17 protein-coding genes are annotated in these 16,568 nt (G+C 40.2%); 11 read left to right on the top strand and 6 right to left on the bottom strand.

The features are described 5' to 3' along the window. Positions 1–136 precede the first annotated feature (136 nt). Genes QNN06_RS13005 through QNN06_RS13015 form a run of 3 tightly spaced genes read left to right on the top strand, consistent with a single transcriptional unit; the run spans position 137 to position 2,684 of the window. Positions 137–1,432, top strand: a complete 1,296-nt coding sequence (locus tag QNN06_RS13005; protein ID WP_284037689.1) for a prenyltransferase/squalene oxidase repeat-containing protein — start codon at positions 137–139, stop codon at positions 1,430–1,432. Positions 1,433–1,434: 2 nt separating this feature from the next. Further along, complete coding sequence (locus QNN06_RS13010; RefSeq protein ID WP_213115965.1) at positions 1,435–2,103, top strand: DUF4430 domain-containing protein; 669 nt, start codon at positions 1,435–1,437, stop codon at positions 2,101–2,103. Beyond that, on the top strand, positions 2,103–2,684 hold the full coding sequence (locus QNN06_RS13015) for an ECF transporter S component (protein ID WP_213115964.1): 582 nt from the start codon (positions 2,103–2,105) through the stop codon (positions 2,682–2,684). The genes QNN06_RS13010 and QNN06_RS13015 overlap by 1 nt, the downstream gene beginning before the upstream one ends. A 16-nt stretch (positions 2,685–2,700) precedes the next feature. Here the strand turns inward: QNN06_RS13015 and QNN06_RS13020 are convergent, their stop codons facing one another. Beyond that, the gene (locus tag QNN06_RS13020) at positions 2,701–4,803 is read right to left on the bottom strand and encodes a transglycosylase domain-containing protein (protein ID WP_213115963.1); all 2,103 of its coding nucleotides are present in this window, start codon (positions 4,801–4,803) and stop codon (positions 2,701–2,703) included. Between the two features lie 183 nt (positions 4,804–4,986). On the opposite strand from QNN06_RS13020, the gene QNN06_RS13025 reads away from it, so the two are divergent. Continuing rightward, positions 4,987–5,253, top strand: a complete 267-nt coding sequence (locus tag QNN06_RS13025; protein WP_213115962.1) for a phage holin — start codon at positions 4,987–4,989, stop codon at positions 5,251–5,253. A gap of 44 nt (positions 5,254–5,297) precedes the next feature. Here QNN06_RS13025 and QNN06_RS13030 read toward each other — a convergent pair whose 3' ends face one another. Beyond that, entirely contained in the window at positions 5,298–5,975 is a 678-nt protein-coding gene (locus QNN06_RS13030; protein WP_213115961.1) for a DUF421 domain-containing protein, read from the bottom strand. A 153-nt stretch (positions 5,976–6,128) separates the two neighbouring features. Between QNN06_RS13030 and QNN06_RS13035 the strand changes: the two genes are divergently transcribed. Then, the gene (locus QNN06_RS13035; protein ID WP_213115960.1) at positions 6,129–7,346 is read left to right on the top strand and encodes an MDR family MFS transporter; all 1,218 of its coding nucleotides are present in this window, start codon (positions 6,129–6,131) and stop codon (positions 7,344–7,346) included. A gap of 114 nt (positions 7,347–7,460) precedes the next feature. Continuing rightward, a complete protein-coding gene (locus QNN06_RS13040) occupies positions 7,461–7,667 on the top strand; it encodes a hypothetical protein (protein WP_213115959.1) in 207 nt (68 codons plus the stop codon). Here the strand turns inward: QNN06_RS13040 and QNN06_RS31380 are convergent. After that, positions 7,664–7,915, bottom strand: a complete 252-nt coding sequence (locus QNN06_RS31380; protein WP_481819247.1) for a YczF family membrane protein — start codon at positions 7,913–7,915, stop codon at positions 7,664–7,666. The genes QNN06_RS13040 and QNN06_RS31380 overlap by 4 nt on opposite strands. A gap of 149 nt (positions 7,916–8,064) precedes the next feature. Between QNN06_RS31380 and QNN06_RS13045 the strand changes: the two genes are divergently transcribed. From QNN06_RS13045 to QNN06_RS13055, 3 genes are read left to right on the top strand one after another with little or no spacing between them, the layout of a single operon-like run. Further along, positions 8,065–9,648, top strand: a complete 1,584-nt coding sequence (locus QNN06_RS13045; protein ID WP_249366501.1) for a spore germination protein — start codon at positions 8,065–8,067, stop codon at positions 9,646–9,648. Beyond that, a complete protein-coding gene (locus QNN06_RS13050; RefSeq protein WP_217034045.1) occupies positions 9,648–10,859 on the top strand; it encodes a Ger(x)C family spore germination protein in 1,212 nt (403 codons plus the stop codon). The genes QNN06_RS13045 and QNN06_RS13050 overlap by 1 nt, the downstream gene beginning before the upstream one ends. Positions 10,860–10,880: 21 nt before the next feature. Continuing rightward, entirely contained in the window at positions 10,881–12,023 is a 1,143-nt protein-coding gene (locus QNN06_RS13055) for a GerAB/ArcD/ProY family transporter (protein ID WP_213115956.1), read from the top strand. A gap of 35 nt (positions 12,024–12,058) precedes the next feature. Here the strand turns inward: QNN06_RS13055 and QNN06_RS13060 are convergent, their stop codons facing one another. The 3 genes from QNN06_RS13060 to QNN06_RS13070 form a co-directional block, all read right to left on the bottom strand. Continuing rightward, entirely contained in the window at positions 12,059–13,384 is a 1,326-nt protein-coding gene (locus QNN06_RS13060) for an ATP-binding protein (protein WP_213115955.1), read from the bottom strand. 112 nt (positions 13,385–13,496) lie between these two features. Continuing rightward, positions 13,497–14,000, bottom strand: a complete 504-nt coding sequence (locus QNN06_RS13065) for a GNAT family N-acetyltransferase (RefSeq protein WP_213115954.1) — start codon at positions 13,998–14,000, stop codon at positions 13,497–13,499. A gap of 159 nt (positions 14,001–14,159) precedes the next feature. Then, positions 14,160–14,312, bottom strand: coding sequence for a YpzG family protein (locus QNN06_RS13070; RefSeq protein ID WP_213115953.1), 153 nt, complete (start codon positions 14,310–14,312; stop codon positions 14,160–14,162). A gap of 251 nt (positions 14,313–14,563) precedes the next feature. On the opposite strand from QNN06_RS13070, the gene QNN06_RS13075 reads away from it, so the two are divergent. Further along, complete coding sequence (locus QNN06_RS13075; protein ID WP_213115952.1) at positions 14,564–15,736, top strand: acyl-CoA dehydrogenase family protein; 1,173 nt, start codon at positions 14,564–14,566, stop codon at positions 15,734–15,736. A 59-nt stretch (positions 15,737–15,795) separates the two neighbouring features. Beyond that, a complete protein-coding gene (locus tag QNN06_RS13080; protein WP_213115951.1) occupies positions 15,796–16,560 on the top strand; it encodes a beta-ketoacyl-ACP reductase in 765 nt (254 codons plus the stop codon). Positions 16,561–16,568: the final 8 nt, after the last annotated feature.

Here is a 16,568-nt window from a genome sequence, read left to right on the forward strand (position 1 = left end):
GCCTACGTGGATAGGAGAGTGTTAAGCAGGAAACGTCACTCGTTTGTTACTTAGCATACATAACACCTCCTCCTAGTTGATAGGAGGATTTTTTTATGCCAATTTTGGGGTAAAGATAGAAAGGGAGAGAGAAATAATGAGAAAAGCAACAAAATTGATGGTTATTGCGGGAGCACTGGCGCTGGCGGTACCTTACAATGCTTATGCAGCTGAGGATGTCAGCACAGAGATTGCCTCTACTGCCGAACATGTTCAGGCTGGAGAGCTAAATTCAGATTGGCTGGCTATTTCTCTATCAAAAGCAGGGAAATTGACATCAGCAAACAAGCAAGACTATCTAATGAAGCTGAAAAGCAGGGTAAATGGAACTGATTTAAAAGGAACGGAGCTTCATAAAACTATCCTGGCTGTTCGTGCTTTAGGGGCAGATCCGGCTAATTTTGAGGGGCAAGACTTAATAAAAAAGGCTTACAGTGATACATCCTTGAACGCATTTACTGCCTATGTATATGCATTAATTGCATTAGATAGTGCAGATTACACTATCCCAGCTGATGCTTTATGGACAAAAGATAAACTTATCGCCAAGATTACAACTATGGATTCAACTGCCGGTGGCTGGAACTGGGCTGGATCAACAAGTGAACAAGCTGATCCGGATACAACTGGAATGGTGCTGACTGCTTTAGGCAAGCATAAGTCAGATGGTGTTGTCAAAGCAGACATCAATAGTGCCGTCTCTTATTTAAAAGCGGTTGAAACGGCTAATGGCGGTTTTGATAATTGGGGAGAAAACTCATCTTCAACGGCCCAGGTGGTAATTGGACTTTCCTCTATTGGGGTAGACCCGACTTCCACTGAATTCACTAAGGATGGAAAAAATCCTGTTAATCATCTATTTACCTATGAAATAGGAAATGGCGGCTATAAATGGATGAAATCCGAAACGGCAGAGAATAGTTTTGCAACAGAGCAGGTTTTTCAAGCTTTAGTAGCTTACGATAAATTTAAATCTGGAGACCAACTTTTTAGTTTTCCATATCAAGTGAATGAGGAGCCTGTACCATCACAGCCGACTATACCTGCTCCAACACCAACGGTCGTAAACAACAATAATTACGTGACTGTCACACCTACTACAGACGTTTCTAAATTACCTGTCTCAGAGTCAACGAAAGAGGTAATTAGGGAAATCATTACGAACAATAATGCCGGCGCAGCAGGAACTACAGGAAATACATCTTCACAGCCGCAAGTGATTGTCGTCCAGCAGCCAGCAGCGATTCAAACAGCAGCAGGCGAACCCAAAGTTGAGGTGAAAGTTGAAAAAGAAAGTGGTACCTTCAATTCCAATAACCTCAAGGTAGGGGGCACTACTGCATTTATTGGGGCACTGGCTTTAGTTCTTAGAAGAAAGTTCTTGGGGGTGTAAGCATGAAAGGCTGGCAGAAAATCATCGGTGATATTGCATCATGGCTCTTGGTAATCGGTGGGATTGGCTATGCTATATATGGCTATACTCCGGGCAAAACGATTACAACAACAACAACCACCCCTCAGGTTAAACAAGTTCAGCAGGATCAGCAAACCGCTGCCGAAACAGTTGAGAATGTGGAAGGGATTGTTTCCAATGCAGAAGCAACGTCATCTGATACCGCTGGAAAAAATTCAACAGTAAAAGTAATAACTACTCAGCCAGTAAAACAAACCTCAACGGTAACGCAACAGGCAGCAAGCAGCACGGCACCAGCATCTGCACAGGTGGAAGAGAAAAAGCAAGACACAGTAACTGTTTCAGTAAAGACACCTGATGGCTATTTAATCGCACCAAGAAAAGTTGAAATAAATGACCAAACGAAAGCTGCCGATGTTTTGAAGCAGGTCTGTCAGGAGGCCGGCATAAAGCTGGATACCACTGGTACGGGTGCCACGCTCTATACAAAAGGCATTGGCGGCTGGCATGAGTTTGATAAAGGACCATACAGCGGATGGAGCTACAGAATAAATGGAGTTAAAGGAGACCGATCATCCGGCGTAAAGGATGTTAATCCGGGCGACACGATTGAGTGGAATTATGTCGTCGATTACAGGGAGGATAAGTGATGACGAGTATTCACTCCGTTTTTAAGCCCAAGATACGGCAACTTTTTACTTTAAGGAATATGACCTTAATGGCGTGTTTAGCAACCTTGAGTATTGTAGGCAGGATTTATATGGGGATGATTCCAAACGTCCAGCCATCAACGGTTATTATTATTTGCTCTGCCTTGATTTATGGGGTGCGGTTTGGGCTGATTATTGCTGTTCTTACTGTATTAGGTTCAAATCTTGTGTTAGGCTTCGGCCCCTTTGTTATCATGCAGCTGATTGCTTGGGGGACAGTTGCCGTTCTATCGGGCATGATCGGAAGATTTTATGAAAAAATCCCGCATCTACTTTTATCGGTATACGCCGGATTTACCGGGCTGTTTTTTGGATTTATGGTATCCTTAAACGTCTTCATCATTGGCGGCCCGGCTGCTTTTTGGGTCTACTACTTAAGAGGGATCCCGTTTGATTTATATCATGCGGCCGGCAACTTTTTGTTTTATTTAACCCTTGGTCCAGTCCTGCTAAAGCTTTTACAAAGGCATAAGGAAAAAACATTTCATCAAGACCCAATTGAGTTAACAGATAATAAATAGCACGCCAAACGGCGTGCTATTTTTGCATACTCTGCAGTTTTTGAATCAACGAATCGACTTTTTCGCCAACATTATAAAGAACTTCCTCAAAACCTTTTTTCCATTCAGGTGCTTGTTCTTTAATCGATTTCCCAATCTTCTTGGCATTTTCATTTAATTCTTTACCAATTTCTTCTGCTTGGTCTTGTATGTTTGATGCGGGGTTTGTTTCCCCGGCTAGCTTAGCATTTATGGACACAACCTCAAAATTTTCTTTAGGAAGAGAGGCTGTTGATGTTCTCATGATTTCTTTAAAAATAGGAACGACATTTGCCGAACTTGAGCTTGGCAGGTAGTGCTGGCGGTCGGTTTGGTCAAAACCAATCCAAATGGCACCTACCAGATTGGGCGTATAGCCGACCATCCACTGATCCTTCGTGCCGTTTATATCAGCAAACGGAAGCTGGGTTGAACCGGTTTTTCCGGCAATTTGTACTCCTGGGATGCGGGCTTTTTGACCTGTTCCAGATTCAACCACATTTAGAAGAATGGAGGTCATTTCATTTGCCACCTTTTTGGAGGTCACTTTGGTTGTTTTAGCTTCCCGTTCAGCAATAATATTGTCTGTTGGGCCGACAATTTTTGTAATCAAATGGCTGTCCTGACGCTTCCCGCCATTTGGAAAAACTGTGTAAGCATTGGCCATCTGCAGAGGGGAAACGCCTTTACTCATCCCACCAAGTGCGACCGCTAGATTTCTATCTTCTTTTTCTATAGGAATACCGAAACGTTTCAAGGAATCAAGTCCCTTGTTTAAACCTACCTGATTCAACAGCCAAACGGTCGGAACATTTAAGGAGTCTTCCAAAGCCTTATACAATGGAACCTTGCCCTGATATGTTTTTGTGAAATTTTCCGGTTTGTAATTGCCAATTGTAAGCGGCTCATCCACCAGTTCTGACGAATAAGTATAACCTTCCTCAAGAGCTGCTGTATAGACAGCCAACGGTTTGATTGAAGAACCTGGCTGCGCCTTTAATTGCGTCGCCCGGTTAAAGCCGCGAAACACTTGTTCACCGCGTCCGCCAACGAGGGCAAGAACACCGCCTGATGCTGGGTCCATCAAGACAGAGCCGCTTTGGACGGTTTCTCCCCCCATCCCTCTAGGAAAAAAGGATTTATTAGCATAAATCTTTTCTAGGCCCGCCTGTAAATTTTGATCCATTTCCGTATAAATTTGGTATCCTCTTGTTAAAATTTCATCCTGTGTCAGACCGTATCGGGAAATGGCTTCGTTTAAAACAGCATCAACATAATAAGGGTATTTCCGCTCTACGAAGCTGCCACCGCCGTCATGCAGGTGGATTTTTTCTTTTTTAGCCTGGCTGTATTGGGCTGTGGTTATCATCCCGAGTTCCTTCATTTTACCCAACACGACATCTCTTCGGTCCATTGCTCCCGTATAATTTCTATAAGGATCAAGATAATTCGGCGCATGCAGAAGACCGGCAATCATTGCAGCCTCACTAATGGTCATGTCCTTGGCATCCTTATTAAAATATTTCTTTGAGGCATTGCCAATTCCCCAGGCACCGCTGCCGAAATAAACTTGGTTTAGATACATTTGCAGAATTTCGTCTTTAGTATAAACTTTTTCAATTTTTACCGCTAAAAATAATTCCTCAGCCTTCCGTTTATAAGTTCGTTCTGGTGACAGCAGCGCGTTTTTGGTGAGCTGCTGCGTAAGGGTGCTTCCGCCCCCAGTAATCCTGCCGGCGAATAAGTTACCGAAGAAGGCACGGGCGATCCCCTGAATATCGAAACCGCCATGCTCATAAAATCGCTCGTCCTCTATAGCAACCACCGCATTCGGAACATATTTGGGCAGCTCTTCAATTTTCACACCTTTTGTTCGGTTTGTTGCCACATTTGAAGCAACATTGCCATTTTTATCATAAATAACCGTCGGCTGGCTTAGGCCTTCCTTTAATGACTGCACATTCGCTCGTGAGGCGAGCCAGCCAAAATATGAAATAGTTGAAAGCACGACTACTAGACAAATCAAAAATAGAATTTGAGTTAAATGTTTCTTTTTCCAGAAACGGACGACTAATTCCCAGATTGGGCGAATCTTGTCCATAATTATCTCCTAACCTTCGTATGATTTTTTGCTTCTTCCTATTATAAATATTCAAGTTAAAAAAGACCAACAAAGACCTTTGAATAGAAATCTTTTAATACCAAGACAATCGTGGACAACCAATTCCAAAGTAAGCATATGTTAGTAGAAAGATAAATCATTATTGTGGAAAGGGATGGTGTCATGATTAACTGGAAAGTCCGGTTCAAGAACCGAAACTGGGTAATTGCATTTATCTCGCAGCTATTTATTGTCGCGCAAATGATTCTAGGCGGATTAAATTCCTTGGGGATAACTAGTTTCCAGCTTTCGGATGCGCTTCAGGATTGGGTAATTACCTTGGCAAATGCTGTATTTGTATTGCTTTCGTTGCTAGGAATTGTTCAAGACCCGACGACAAAAGGGTATGGCGACAGTACCCGAGCCTTAAATTATAAGGATCCAAATTAACCATAAAAGAGGCTGTCAAGCGAGGCAGCCTCTTTTTCGATGTATTATGTAATGGTTTGCACAAATAAACCTTCCCCCTCGAGCCATTCAGCAATAAAAATATTCTTGTAGTCCGTGATGTTATGTGAATGTAGTTGAGTCGTCAGCCATGCTTCGTCATAGCCAAGGTCGTAGATTTCATCCCATAATACCTCGCCATCACGAATAACTGTTACGGGTATGTAAACAGGTTTTGGCGGCATATTAAAATCCTCTTGAGTGGTTTTTTGATACTTTGTCTTTTTTAAAATGCTAAGTGAGCCATTTGCCTCCAGATAGCAATAAGCGACTTCGCGGATCGAAAAGGTTTCACTTTGCCGGAGCAGGCTTTGCAGCTGATTGATATTCATACGGTTTTTCTTCAATTCATGCCGGTCCACCACACCGTTTCTAATTAGTGCCGAGGGCTTTCCTTCGACCATGCCGCGAAAGGTTAGAAACTTCTGTCCAAGATATTCGACAGTTATAAGAAGTACCCCCCATAGTACCATTGAATACATAATATAGTAAAAACTGATTTTATCATCATAGATGGCGTTACCAATTATTTCGCCTAGAACAATGGAGGAAATAAAGGTAAAGGGAGTTGCTCTTTTAATAATTTTTCTTCCAATGATTTTTATCCAAAGAACGAGAAGGATAAAGCCAACAATCAGGTCAGCTGTTATGTAAGCCAGTTTCATAATCCAATGCTCCAATCAAAAATCATACTACATTCTTTTATTGCCAAGTATTCGTATAATGAAACACATTCCAATATCTTCAAGAAAATTCTTTACATTTTTCTAATAAAATAGTTTACTAGTATGTATCTAAAAATTTGCGAGGACATATATATGACTAGAATAAAACAGTATATTGGACAGTTTCATCCTATCGTTTGGGTCTTGTTATTAGGAACCGTTTTAACCAGGGGCTCCGCTTTTATGACTCTGCCATTTTTGTCTATCTATTTATCAAGGAATTTGGAGCTTTCTCCAATTGTAATCGGGATTACAGTTGGGATGAGCCCGTTAATGGGAACGGTGGGGGGATTTATCGGGGGGCATTTGTCGGACCGTTTTGGCCGTAAGCCAATCATGCTGACCGCTTTATTTACGCTGACACTTGTTTACTTCGGCTTTACTATTGCTAACGAGCAAATTTGGTTCATTCTATTAAATGCTATTAATGGACTTTGCACATCCTTTTTTGAGCCAACCTCCCAAGCACTTATGGCGGATTTAACCGAGAAGACGAAGAGGATGAAGGTTTATTCACTGAGGTATACTGCCATTAATATTGGTGCATCTGTTGGCCCGCTCCTTGGAGCCTATTTTGCCAATACATCCGCAAAAGTTTCCTTTGCCATTACAGGCAGTACCTATCTATTGTATGCCATAGTTTTGTTATGGATAATGAATAAACTAGTGATCTCAAATGAAGCTGCTGCGAAGAAAGTAGTTTCTGCGGCAGATGCGTTTAAAATAATAAAGACGGATAAGGCATTAAGATATTTATTAGTTGGGATTATCTTAATTAACATGGGGTATTCCCAAATAGATTCGAACCTGCCTCAGTACCTGGAAAAGTCGGTGGAAGATGGAGTGGTGATTTTCTCTGTGCTTCTTACCATCAATGCTGTCATGGTGGTGTTTTTGCAAATGCCAATCAGCCATATCGCGGAGAAGATAAGCTTGATGCAGGGAATGGTTTTCGGTGCTATCTTTATGACAGCCGGATTAATCGGATTTAGCTTCATTAATGGTTGGGTAACAGCAATTATTGCCATGGTGCTCTTAACGGTTGGTGAAATATTGATTTTCCCGGCCAACAGCATGATGATGGACAAACTTGCCCCAGAACATTTACGCGGCACCTATTTCGGAGCCGGACAATTTCGAAAGATTGGTCATTTCTTCGGTCCAATCCTCGGCGGATACCTACTAAGCCACATCCAAGGACAGTTCATGTTTTTGATAATTTCGTTAGTAACCCTAGCCAGCATTATTTTCTTTACAGCAGGAAACAAAACGTTTATTCAGTCAATAACTGTGAAAGCTGAATCATTTTAACACCATTATGATTGTCGAAAAATCTGTAGTTTGGTAAAATTTGATAAATAATAGGAAAAGAAAAAGCTTTTTTTGAATAGGATTAAATAATCCTTTTAAAAAGGGGTCCTGTAAATGTTCTGGTTGGTGATAGTAATTTTGTCGATTTTCGTGATTGAGGAAACGACTTATTATTTTTGGAATCGATATGTTTATGGACCAAATGTTCCGAGAAAAGAAAAATGGAAGAATCGGTTGACCATTTTAGTCACACTAATTAGACGGAAGCATAAAAATACCGAAACTACAGAACCAAATAATCATGAAAAAAGCTCGCTTTAAGGCGGGCTTTTTTCATTTTCATTTCTTTTCTTAAAAAAAGATACAACGGATTTAATGAAAAAATAGAGGAGAAACAAGAAGATGATTATATTTTCCGCAGGTTCCATAACCCTAAAAGGATTTAGTTCTTTTGTGACAATTCCGGAAAATTTAGTGCCCATTATCATATCTATTGAAATAATTAGCATTGCCAAGGTTAGAGCTATAAAAACGGTTGCGAAGAATATTTTCAAATAAGTCACCTTCATAACATTATTATTTTATTATTATCAGTTAGTTATGCTTAACAAATTAATACTATGTAAATAATGGATAACCCAATTATTTTTGGGCATTCTACCCAATATATCCAATTTGTTCTGCAAAGGAGGCGGACATTGTGTCGATTTGGTCTACCATGTTGAAAAACAAACAAAAAAAACGGAAGAATGATAATGTAAGACAGCACAATGATCCGCAAAAACCTGAAGAACAACCTATTCAGCGGAATTATGAAGATAATGTTTCACGAATTAAAGGAGAATTAGGTAACAGTACGGACTTGCTGTTCCGTGAGTATCAAATTGGTGATCATAAAGGAACTATTGTATACGTAGATGGTCTGGCAAATGGGCAGCTTATCAATGATTTTTTTAATGAGACCCTTTTAAATTCAGGATTCAATGGGAATCAAGATCCGTTCCAGTTTTTAATTGAAAAAGCAGCAGGGTTAGGAAATTTTCAGTTTGCCACTGAATGGAATCAAGTTTTTGATTCTTTTCTTTCTGGAAATACACTCTTTTTTTTAGATGGCTACAATCAAGCAATCAATGTTGAAACAAAGGGATGGGATAAACGTTCCATATCCGAACCGAGTACTCAATTATCCATAGGGGGCCCAAAGGATTCCTTTACGGAAACGATACGAACTAATACCGCATTAATCCGGCGGCGGATAAAAAGCCCGAATTTATGGCTGGAATCGATGAAGCTGGGTACCGTTGCCCAAACCGATATCGCCATTATGTATATCAAGGGAATAGCGAATGAAAAAATTATCGGGGAAGTCAAAGAGCGGCTTAATCAAATTAATATTGATGCTGTGATGGCGGAGGGTTATATTGAGCAATTGTTTGAGGACCAAACTTGGACACCCTTTCCGACGACACATCATTCCGAAAGGCCGGATGTGATAGCGTCACATTTACTCGAGGGGAGAATTGCCATTTTAGTGGATGGAACACCCTTTGTTATTACAGTACCAGCTATTTTCGCTCAATTTTTTCAAGCGCCGGACGATTATTATGCCCGCTTTGATATTTCGACAAGTCTTCGCATACTACGAATTTTGGCTTTTTTAATCGCTCTGATGGGTCCAGCATTATATATTGCAGCGACAACCTTTCATCAGGAAATGATTCCTACCACTTTGGCCATTGCCATTGCTTCTCAAAGAGAGAATGTTCCTTTTCCGGCCTTTATAGAGGCTCTAATCATGGAAGTGACGTTTGAAATCTTACGGGAAGCAGGCTTGAGACTGCCAAGGGCAGTGGGTCAAGCGGTTTCCATTGTAGGTGCGTTAGTTATTGGGCAGGCAGCTGTTCAAGCGGGAATTGTATCGCCAATTATGGTTATTGTTGTATCAATTACAGCGATTGCCAATTTTTCAACGCCAACCTTTATGATGGCTATTGCAGCACGACTAATTCGGTTTGCTATGATGGCATTGGCTACCTTCCTTGGTTTATACGGAATTGTATTGGGACTTATGTTTATGTCCATTCATTTATGTGCACTGCGTTCTTTTGGGATTCCCTATATGATGCCGATTGCGCCTTTCAATGCTCAAAATCAGCAGGATATATTCATCCGATATCCTATTTGGGCTATGAAATACCGCCCTAAATTTATAAGTAAGGGAAATTTGGTAAGGGCTGGTGATAATCAGAAACCAATGCCTCCTAAACAAGAGGATAGTCAAGATTCGAAAGGTGAATCATGATGAGAAAAACCATGATGATTTTTTTACTAATCGGTTTGTTCATGCCGATTCTCAGCGCCTGCTGGAATCAAAAGGAGCTGACAGATTTAGCATTTGTAATGGCTATGGGTATTGATAAAGGAGAAAATCGGCGGTTTCAAGTTTCATTTCAAATTGTTATTCCGGGAAATGTAGCATCCGGACAAGGAGGCGGTGGCGGGGGTCAAGGTCTTCCAATTGCGGTCTATACTAGTTCAGGGGATACAATTACTGAAGCTGCTAGAAGAGCGACCCAAAAAATTTCGCGCCGTCTTTATTACGCCCATACCAATTTAATTGCCGTAAGCGAGGAAGTGGCGAAGGATGGACTTCTTGATATTCTTGATGCCTTGGATCGTGATCCGGAATTTAGAACGACCACTGAGATAGTCGTAGCAAGAAAAACTAGTGCAGAAAAATTGGTCTCAGCACTGGCAAATCTTGATAAACTGCCTGTCAATAAGGTGACAAAAGAAATTGAATCGACCGAAGCGCTGTTAGGTGAAAATATGAGAGTAAATATTGATGAGTTCATAAACGGTCTTATAAGTCATGGGAGGGAGCCGATCACAAATGGTTATAAAATTTCCGGCAACCAAAATATGTCTGGAAAATCAGATGATTTAAAGAACACAAGATCAGAGGCCGTTCTTTCTTCTTCAGGATTAGCGATTTTTAGGAATGGCAAGCTTGAAGGATGGATTGATCGAGAAAAGGCACGCGGTGTTGTCTGGATAATGGATAAGGTGAAGAGCACATCCATTAATATCGATTGGAATGGGAAAAAAAATGCCATCACGATGGCTCCGATACGCTCTAAAACAAAAGTTGCCGTAAATATTAAACAGGGGAAGCCTGTTGTAAATGTAGCGATCGAATTTGAAGGGTGGATAAGTGAAGCAAATACCACAGTGGATTTAACGGACCCGAAGGTAATCGAAAAAATTGATAAGTCCGTAGCAAATGAAATCGAAAAACAAATTCAGTCGACTATAACCGAAGTTCAAAAGAAGAAAAGTGATATTTTTGGATTCGGGGAAAGAATTCACCGAAAAAATCCTAAGCTTTGGAAAAAAATAAAAGGGAACTGGAATGAACGATTTGCGGAACTTGAAGTGAATGTAAAGGTAGATTCCTTTACACGTCGTGAAGGAATCCGGACGAAGCCATTTTGGTATGATATCAATCAATAAACCCTTAGTGAGGGGATAAGGATGGAAAACGCAAAAATTAAAGCATCCCAGATGTTTGTCCTCGTAGTCCTATTTGAAATGGGAAGTTCAATACTCGTTGGGCTTGGAGGAAGTGCAAGGCAAGATGCTTGGATTAGTATTTTATTAGGGCTGGCGGGAGGAATTTTAGTCTTTTTTATTTATTACCGGCTTTTTAAATATTACCCGGAACTTCCTCTGACAAGCTATCTACAAAAAATAACAGGAAAATGGATTGGCAGAATACTTGCCTTGTTCTATGTTGTCTATTTTATGTATGTTGCCACAAGAGTATTACGGGACTTCGGTGAGCTATTAACAACGACTATTTACACAGCCACTCCTCTAGTTGTCATTAACTCTTTAATGATTTTGACCATCATTTATGGGATTCATAAAGGATTTGAGGTAATTGCCAGAATTGGTGAGTTGTACTTCGCAATAATTTATTTTATGGCGATTTCCGGAATGATTCTTGTTACCGGTTCAGGGCTTATCCACTTTGAAAATATCCGTCCAATGCTCGAGAATGGAATGAAACCTGTACTTCGTACTTTTCTAAAAGAAACCCTTGTCTTTCCATTTGGGGAAATGATCGTTTTTACCATGCTTCTGCCATATTTGAACAATCCAAAAAAGGTCAAAATCGCCTGTATTGGGGGAATGGGTTTAGCGGGCATAAACATTGCCATTACCGCAATAGTCAACGTGGCAGTGTTGGGACCAGATCTTTTTGTTCGTTCTAATTTTCCATTATTAACAACAATTGGAAAAATACAATTGGCAAATTTTATTGAACGGCTGGATGTATTTTTTATGCTTTATTTGGTGATTGGCGGCTTTTTTAAAATAACCATTTTTTATTATGCCGCAGTGATTGGAGCGGCCGATTTATTCAAATTAAAAAGCCACCAAAAGCTGAATTTTCCAATCGGTTTTGTAATATTATTAGCATCTCTTATGATTGCCTCGAATTTTGCAGAACATATCGAGGAGGGGCTGAACGTTGTTACAATCTATTTATCTTGGCCCTTTCAAATCATCATCCCATTATTTTTACTAGTGATCGCCTTTTTTAGAAATAGAAAGAAGCAACCGAAACAGCAATCAAACCAACAGCATAATCAACAATCCAGTCAATCATAATTGCTTGGATCCTATATAGCAAAAAACAGCCTTACTTAACTCAGTGAAGGCTGTTTTTTGCTATCCTGATGGGATTGGACATAGCTTGCCTGTTGTATAGGGAGGACAATATGAACAGATGTGCCTTGATTTTCCTTGCTCTCAAAATGAATGGTGCCATGATGTGATTGAACAATTTTAAAGCTAACTGTTAATCCTAAACCAGTGCCTTTTTCTTTGGATGAATAAAAAGGTTCGCCAATTTTGGCAAGCCTTTTCTCAGAAATACCACAGCCATTGTCTTCGATAACAATCGAAATCGTTTCAGGCTCCATTTGTTTAAAAGAAATGGTAACCATGCCGCCATTCCCTGATGCTTCAATCGCATTTTTTATGATATTTATAAACAACTGTTTTAATTGGTTCGGCTCACATTCAATCGTCATATGGTCATTTGCAAAACGAGATTCAATCTGGACATTATGGTAACTGGCTTCAGAACTTAGTAATGAAATGACATCTTTTAAGAGTTTTTTAACATCCGCCTTTGTGAATTTTACGGCTTGAGGCTTCGCCAGTAATAGAAGTTCACCGACAATGTGATTAATTCGGTCTAGCTCATCGAGCATGATTTGATAATAAAACTGGTGTCTTTCATCCTCGACTTTAAGAAGCTGTACAAAGCCTTTAAGGGAGGTAAGCGGATTACGTATTTCATGGGCTACGCTCGCTGACAGTTCACCTACAACTGACAGCTTTTCGGTCCTTCTCAGGCGTTCTTCCCTTTCTTCAAGTTTTTTTACCATGTCCCTTTTTTCTGTTATATCGCGACCTATAACAACTAGTCCTTGTCTAGAGCCATCAGGATTAAATAGAGGGACCTTTATCGTGTCAAAAAATTTTGTTGACCCATTTGGAAGGGGGAGGGCCTCTTCAACACGGGTAATTTTTTTATTTTTCCAAGTTTCTTCATCTGAAATCTCACAATTTCTAAGAGCATCGGCATAAAAATCTGTATGCTCGGCTAACTCGGAATCTTTTTTACCTCGGTAATCAACATTTTCAAGCTGGAACAATTGTAACCCAAAATCATTGGCCTCAATCCATCGGCCTTGCCCATCTTTAAAGTTGACAAAATCCACCATCGAATTAATCAGGGTAGAAAGGCGCTGCTGGTCTTCCTTGGACTCATTCAATTCATTTGCTTTATTCATAAAGAAATAAATGAATGCCCCTGTGACCATTAAATAAAAAATTTCTTTGATTCTTGCTAATATTTCCATATAAGAATCTGGCACAAAATGTGCAACCAAATAGTTGGAACCATAAATCCATATTAAACTAGTAAAAAAGTAGATGATAATCAGCTTTTTTTTCTGCATGAAAATCTCCAATTCCCTATATAGGGTAATATATTTTTCTTTTATTAATATTACTAGATAATGGGTGATTTAGGAACATCATATTCATGGAAAAAATCAGTTGAGCAAAAATCTAGTAAATTCTTTTGCCGAGAATCAGCAAGTCTCTTTCAATTCCGTCTAATTCGGCTACATTTGGAAGATGGGCCCATTTTTCAAAACCAAAGCTGTTAAAGAGTTTGACGCTTGGCTCATTATGGGCAAATATAAAACCTAGCAAGGTTTTAATGCGAATTTTCGGACAGACGTCAATCGCTTTTTGGATCAAATATTTACCTAACTTCTTTCCGCGAAAATCGGGATGAATGTAAATGCTGATTTCAGCAGTAGCATTGTAAGCGGGTCTCCCATAAAAGGATTGGAAGCTTACCCAAGCACAAATTCTTTCATCATGTTCTACTGCCCATAAAGGCCGAAATTCAGGTGAATGATCGTGAAACCATCGCGTCCGGTTTTCAACACTGATAGGCTCTATATCTGCAGTCACCATTCTGCCTGGAATGGTTGTATTATAAATGTGAACAATAGCTTCTAAATCGTTTATTTCTGCATCCCTGATTCTGAATTCTTCAAACATGACCTAACACCCCAATAAGTTGAATAAATAACTAAATTTTATGGTAAACCTTCTACCATTCAAAATCAATAACCGCAGGATTATTAAAAAGAAAAAACCCTTTCCCGGAATGGTTTCCCGGAAAAAGGTTTTCCCCTGATTCGTTTCATTGCCAAATCCCTACCAGCGGTGAGCCTTGGCATTACTCCTTAAGATGATGTTGTTTTGCGACATTTGCGTTTCGCCATTCACCTGAGATTTCTGACGCTTATGCCTTGTCGAATTTTTTACAAACATATCCGAGTGTGCATCAATACGCTCCCTGTAGCTCATCAAATCACCTCAAATTAGGATTTCGAAACGATGATATTCGAATGGAATATCATCTTTATCATTTGTAAACATAATGAAAAATAGTCTATCTGAAAAAATTTTAAATATAAATTTAAATTTAAACTTGTTTTTTCTGAAATTTCGAAATAAAATAATCTTAAACATACCAACCGGTAGGTATGTAATAAACTAAACCGGCATAATATTAATGGCAGTAAAAAATACTAGAATCCTAGATTGGAGTGAAGGTCATGCATTTACGTTTAACAGACGAACAAAAAATGGTTCAGCAGACGATTCGAAAGTTTGTTGAAAAAGAACTAATGCCTTTAGAAAATGAAGTTCTAAGAAGAGAGCGGGAAGGCAAGCCAAGCCTGCCGGAGGGCAAATTACAAGAATTGCGGTTAAAAGCTAAGGAAGCTGGTTTCTGGGGAATTAACACACCAGAAGAATATGGCGGTGCCGATCTTGGACAAATGATGATGGCGCTTGTTTACATGGAGGTTTCCAAAACATTCGTACCATTCACATTTGGTGGCTCTGCTGACAACATCCTTTACTATGGTAATGAGGAACAAAAGAAAAAATACCTACTTCCAACTATTAACGGTGAAAAGAAATCCTGTTTTGCCATGACAGAGCCAGGTGCTGGATCTGATACGACAAACATTAAAATGACCGCTGTTAAAGATGGCAATGAATGGGTCCTAAATGGCGAAAAAACATTCATTACTGGCGGAAATGAAGCAGATTTCGTTATGGCAATAGCAATTACTGATAAAGAATTGCATCAAAAAACAAGAGGCCGTGAAGGTGTAACTTGCTTCATCGTTGACCGTGATATGGGCTGGAAATCGGAATTTATACATACCATGGGGGAATGGGGTCCGGCCGGATTGGTATTTGATAATGTACGCGTTCCGGAAGAAAATATTCTTGGCGAACTTCATAAAGGTTACAATCTTGGACTTGAGTGGATTGGCTTTGCAAGATGGGTTGTTGGCGCTAGAGCTGTTGGTACAGCAGAACGCTTATTGCAAATGGCGATTGATTATGCAAAAGAACGCGAGACTTTCGGCAAACCGATTGCTGAAAGACAAGCAATTCAATGGATGATTGCCGATAGTGCAGTTGATATTGAAGCAGCAAGATGGCTTGTGTTAAACGCAGCATGGACACTTGACCAAGGCGAAGATAATCGTCATTATGCATCCATGGCAAAACTTTATGGTGCCAATATGGGCAACCGTGTAGTTGACAAAGTTATGCAGATTCATGGCGGTATGGGTTACACAAGAGAATTGCCAATTGAGCGCTGGTACCGTGAAGCAAGACTTTGGAGAATTTACGACGGAACTGATGAAATTCAGCGCCTGATTATTTCTCGTAACCTGCTTAAGGGCCATGTGAAACTTGGTATTTAATAAGCTTATTGTAAGCGTTGTCTAAAAAAATAAACATACAGATGCAAGGAGGAACAAAAATGGCAGGAAGATTTGAAGGAAGAGTTGCGTTTGTCACTGGCGGAAGCCGTGGAATCGGCAAAGGGATTGTCGAGTATTTTGCAGAAGAAGGAGCTCGTGTTGCTCTTATCGACTTAAATGAAGAGGCATTAAGCGAAACAGCAAGCGAACTAAAAGAAAAAGGCTATGAAGTCTACGCTAAGGTTGCGAATGTCGTTGACCCTGAGCAGGTTGAGACTGCAGTAAAAGAGGTTCATGATGCTTTTGGCCGCATTGATATTCTTGTCAACAATGCTGGAGTAATCCGCGATAACCTATTATTCAAAATGACAGATGCCGATTGGCAAACGGTCATGGATGTGCACTTAAAAGGTTCTTTTAATGCCGCACGTGCTGCCCAAAAATACATGGTTGAGCAAAAATATGGCCGGATTATCAATATCTCTTCAACTTCTGCACTAGGCAACCGCGGTCAGGCAAACTATGCAGCAGCAAAAGCAGGCCTTCAGGGCTTTACGAAAACTCTTGCACTTGAACTAGGGCGTTATGGAATCACAGCAAACTCGGTTGCTCCTGGATTTATCGAAACGGATATGACAAAAGCAACGGCTGAAAGAATTGGAATTTCCTTTGAACAGATGATTCAAGGAAGTGTAGCGAATATTCCTGTCGGCAGAAGCGGTAAACCAGCGGATATTGCAAACGCAGTAGCGTTCTTTGCAGATGAGAAATCAGGTTTTGTTAACGGCCAGGTTATTTATGTTGCCGGCGGACCAAAATGTTAATTTAGGGG

The organism is Neobacillus sp. 114 (assembly GCF_030127045.1).
Lineage (GTDB): Bacteria > Bacillota > Bacilli > Bacillales > Cytobacillaceae > Neobacillus > Neobacillus rhizophilus.

Bases quoted from the DNA above. Each gene is read 5' to 3' on its own strand.
- QNN06_RS13005 (WP_284037689.1), top strand. From the start codon at position 137: ATGAGAAAAGCAACAAAATTGATGGTTATTGCGGGAGCACTGGCGCTG.
- QNN06_RS13010 (WP_213115965.1), top strand. From the start codon at position 1,435: ATGAAAGGCTGGCAGAAAATCATCGGTGATATTGCATCATGGCTCTTG.
- QNN06_RS13015 (WP_213115964.1), top strand. From the start codon at position 2,103: ATGACGAGTATTCACTCCGTTTTTAAGCCCAAGATACGGCAACTTTTT.
- QNN06_RS13020 (WP_213115963.1), bottom strand. From the start codon at position 4,803: ATGGACAAGATTCGCCCAATCTGGGAATTAGTCGTCCGTTTCTGGAAA.
- QNN06_RS13025 (WP_213115962.1), top strand. From the start codon at position 4,987: ATGATTAACTGGAAAGTCCGGTTCAAGAACCGAAACTGGGTAATTGCA.
- QNN06_RS13030 (WP_213115961.1), bottom strand. From the start codon at position 5,975: ATGAAACTGGCTTACATAACAGCTGACCTGATTGTTGGCTTTATCCTT.
- QNN06_RS13035 (WP_213115960.1), top strand. From the start codon at position 6,129: ATGACTAGAATAAAACAGTATATTGGACAGTTTCATCCTATCGTTTGG.
- QNN06_RS13040 (WP_213115959.1), top strand. From the start codon at position 7,461: ATGTTCTGGTTGGTGATAGTAATTTTGTCGATTTTCGTGATTGAGGAA.
- QNN06_RS31380 (WP_481819247.1), bottom strand. From the start codon at position 7,915: ATGAAGGTGACTTATTTGAAAATATTCTTCGCAACCGTTTTTATAGCT.
- QNN06_RS13045 (WP_249366501.1), top strand. From the start codon at position 8,065: ATGTTGAAAAACAAACAAAAAAAACGGAAGAATGATAATGTAAGACAG.
- QNN06_RS13050 (WP_217034045.1), top strand. From the start codon at position 9,648: ATGAGAAAAACCATGATGATTTTTTTACTAATCGGTTTGTTCATGCCG.
- QNN06_RS13055 (WP_213115956.1), top strand. From the start codon at position 10,881: ATGGAAAACGCAAAAATTAAAGCATCCCAGATGTTTGTCCTCGTAGTC.
- QNN06_RS13060 (WP_213115955.1), bottom strand. From the start codon at position 13,384: ATGCAGAAAAAAAAGCTGATTATCATCTACTTTTTTACTAGTTTAATA.
- QNN06_RS13065 (WP_213115954.1), bottom strand. From the start codon at position 14,000: ATGTTTGAAGAATTCAGAATCAGGGATGCAGAAATAAACGATTTAGAA.
- QNN06_RS13070 (WP_213115953.1), bottom strand. From the start codon at position 14,312: ATGAGCTACAGGGAGCGTATTGATGCACACTCGGATATGTTTGTAAAA.
- QNN06_RS13075 (WP_213115952.1), top strand. From the start codon at position 14,564: ATGCATTTACGTTTAACAGACGAACAAAAAATGGTTCAGCAGACGATT.
- QNN06_RS13080 (WP_213115951.1), top strand. From the start codon at position 15,796: ATGGCAGGAAGATTTGAAGGAAGAGTTGCGTTTGTCACTGGCGGAAGC.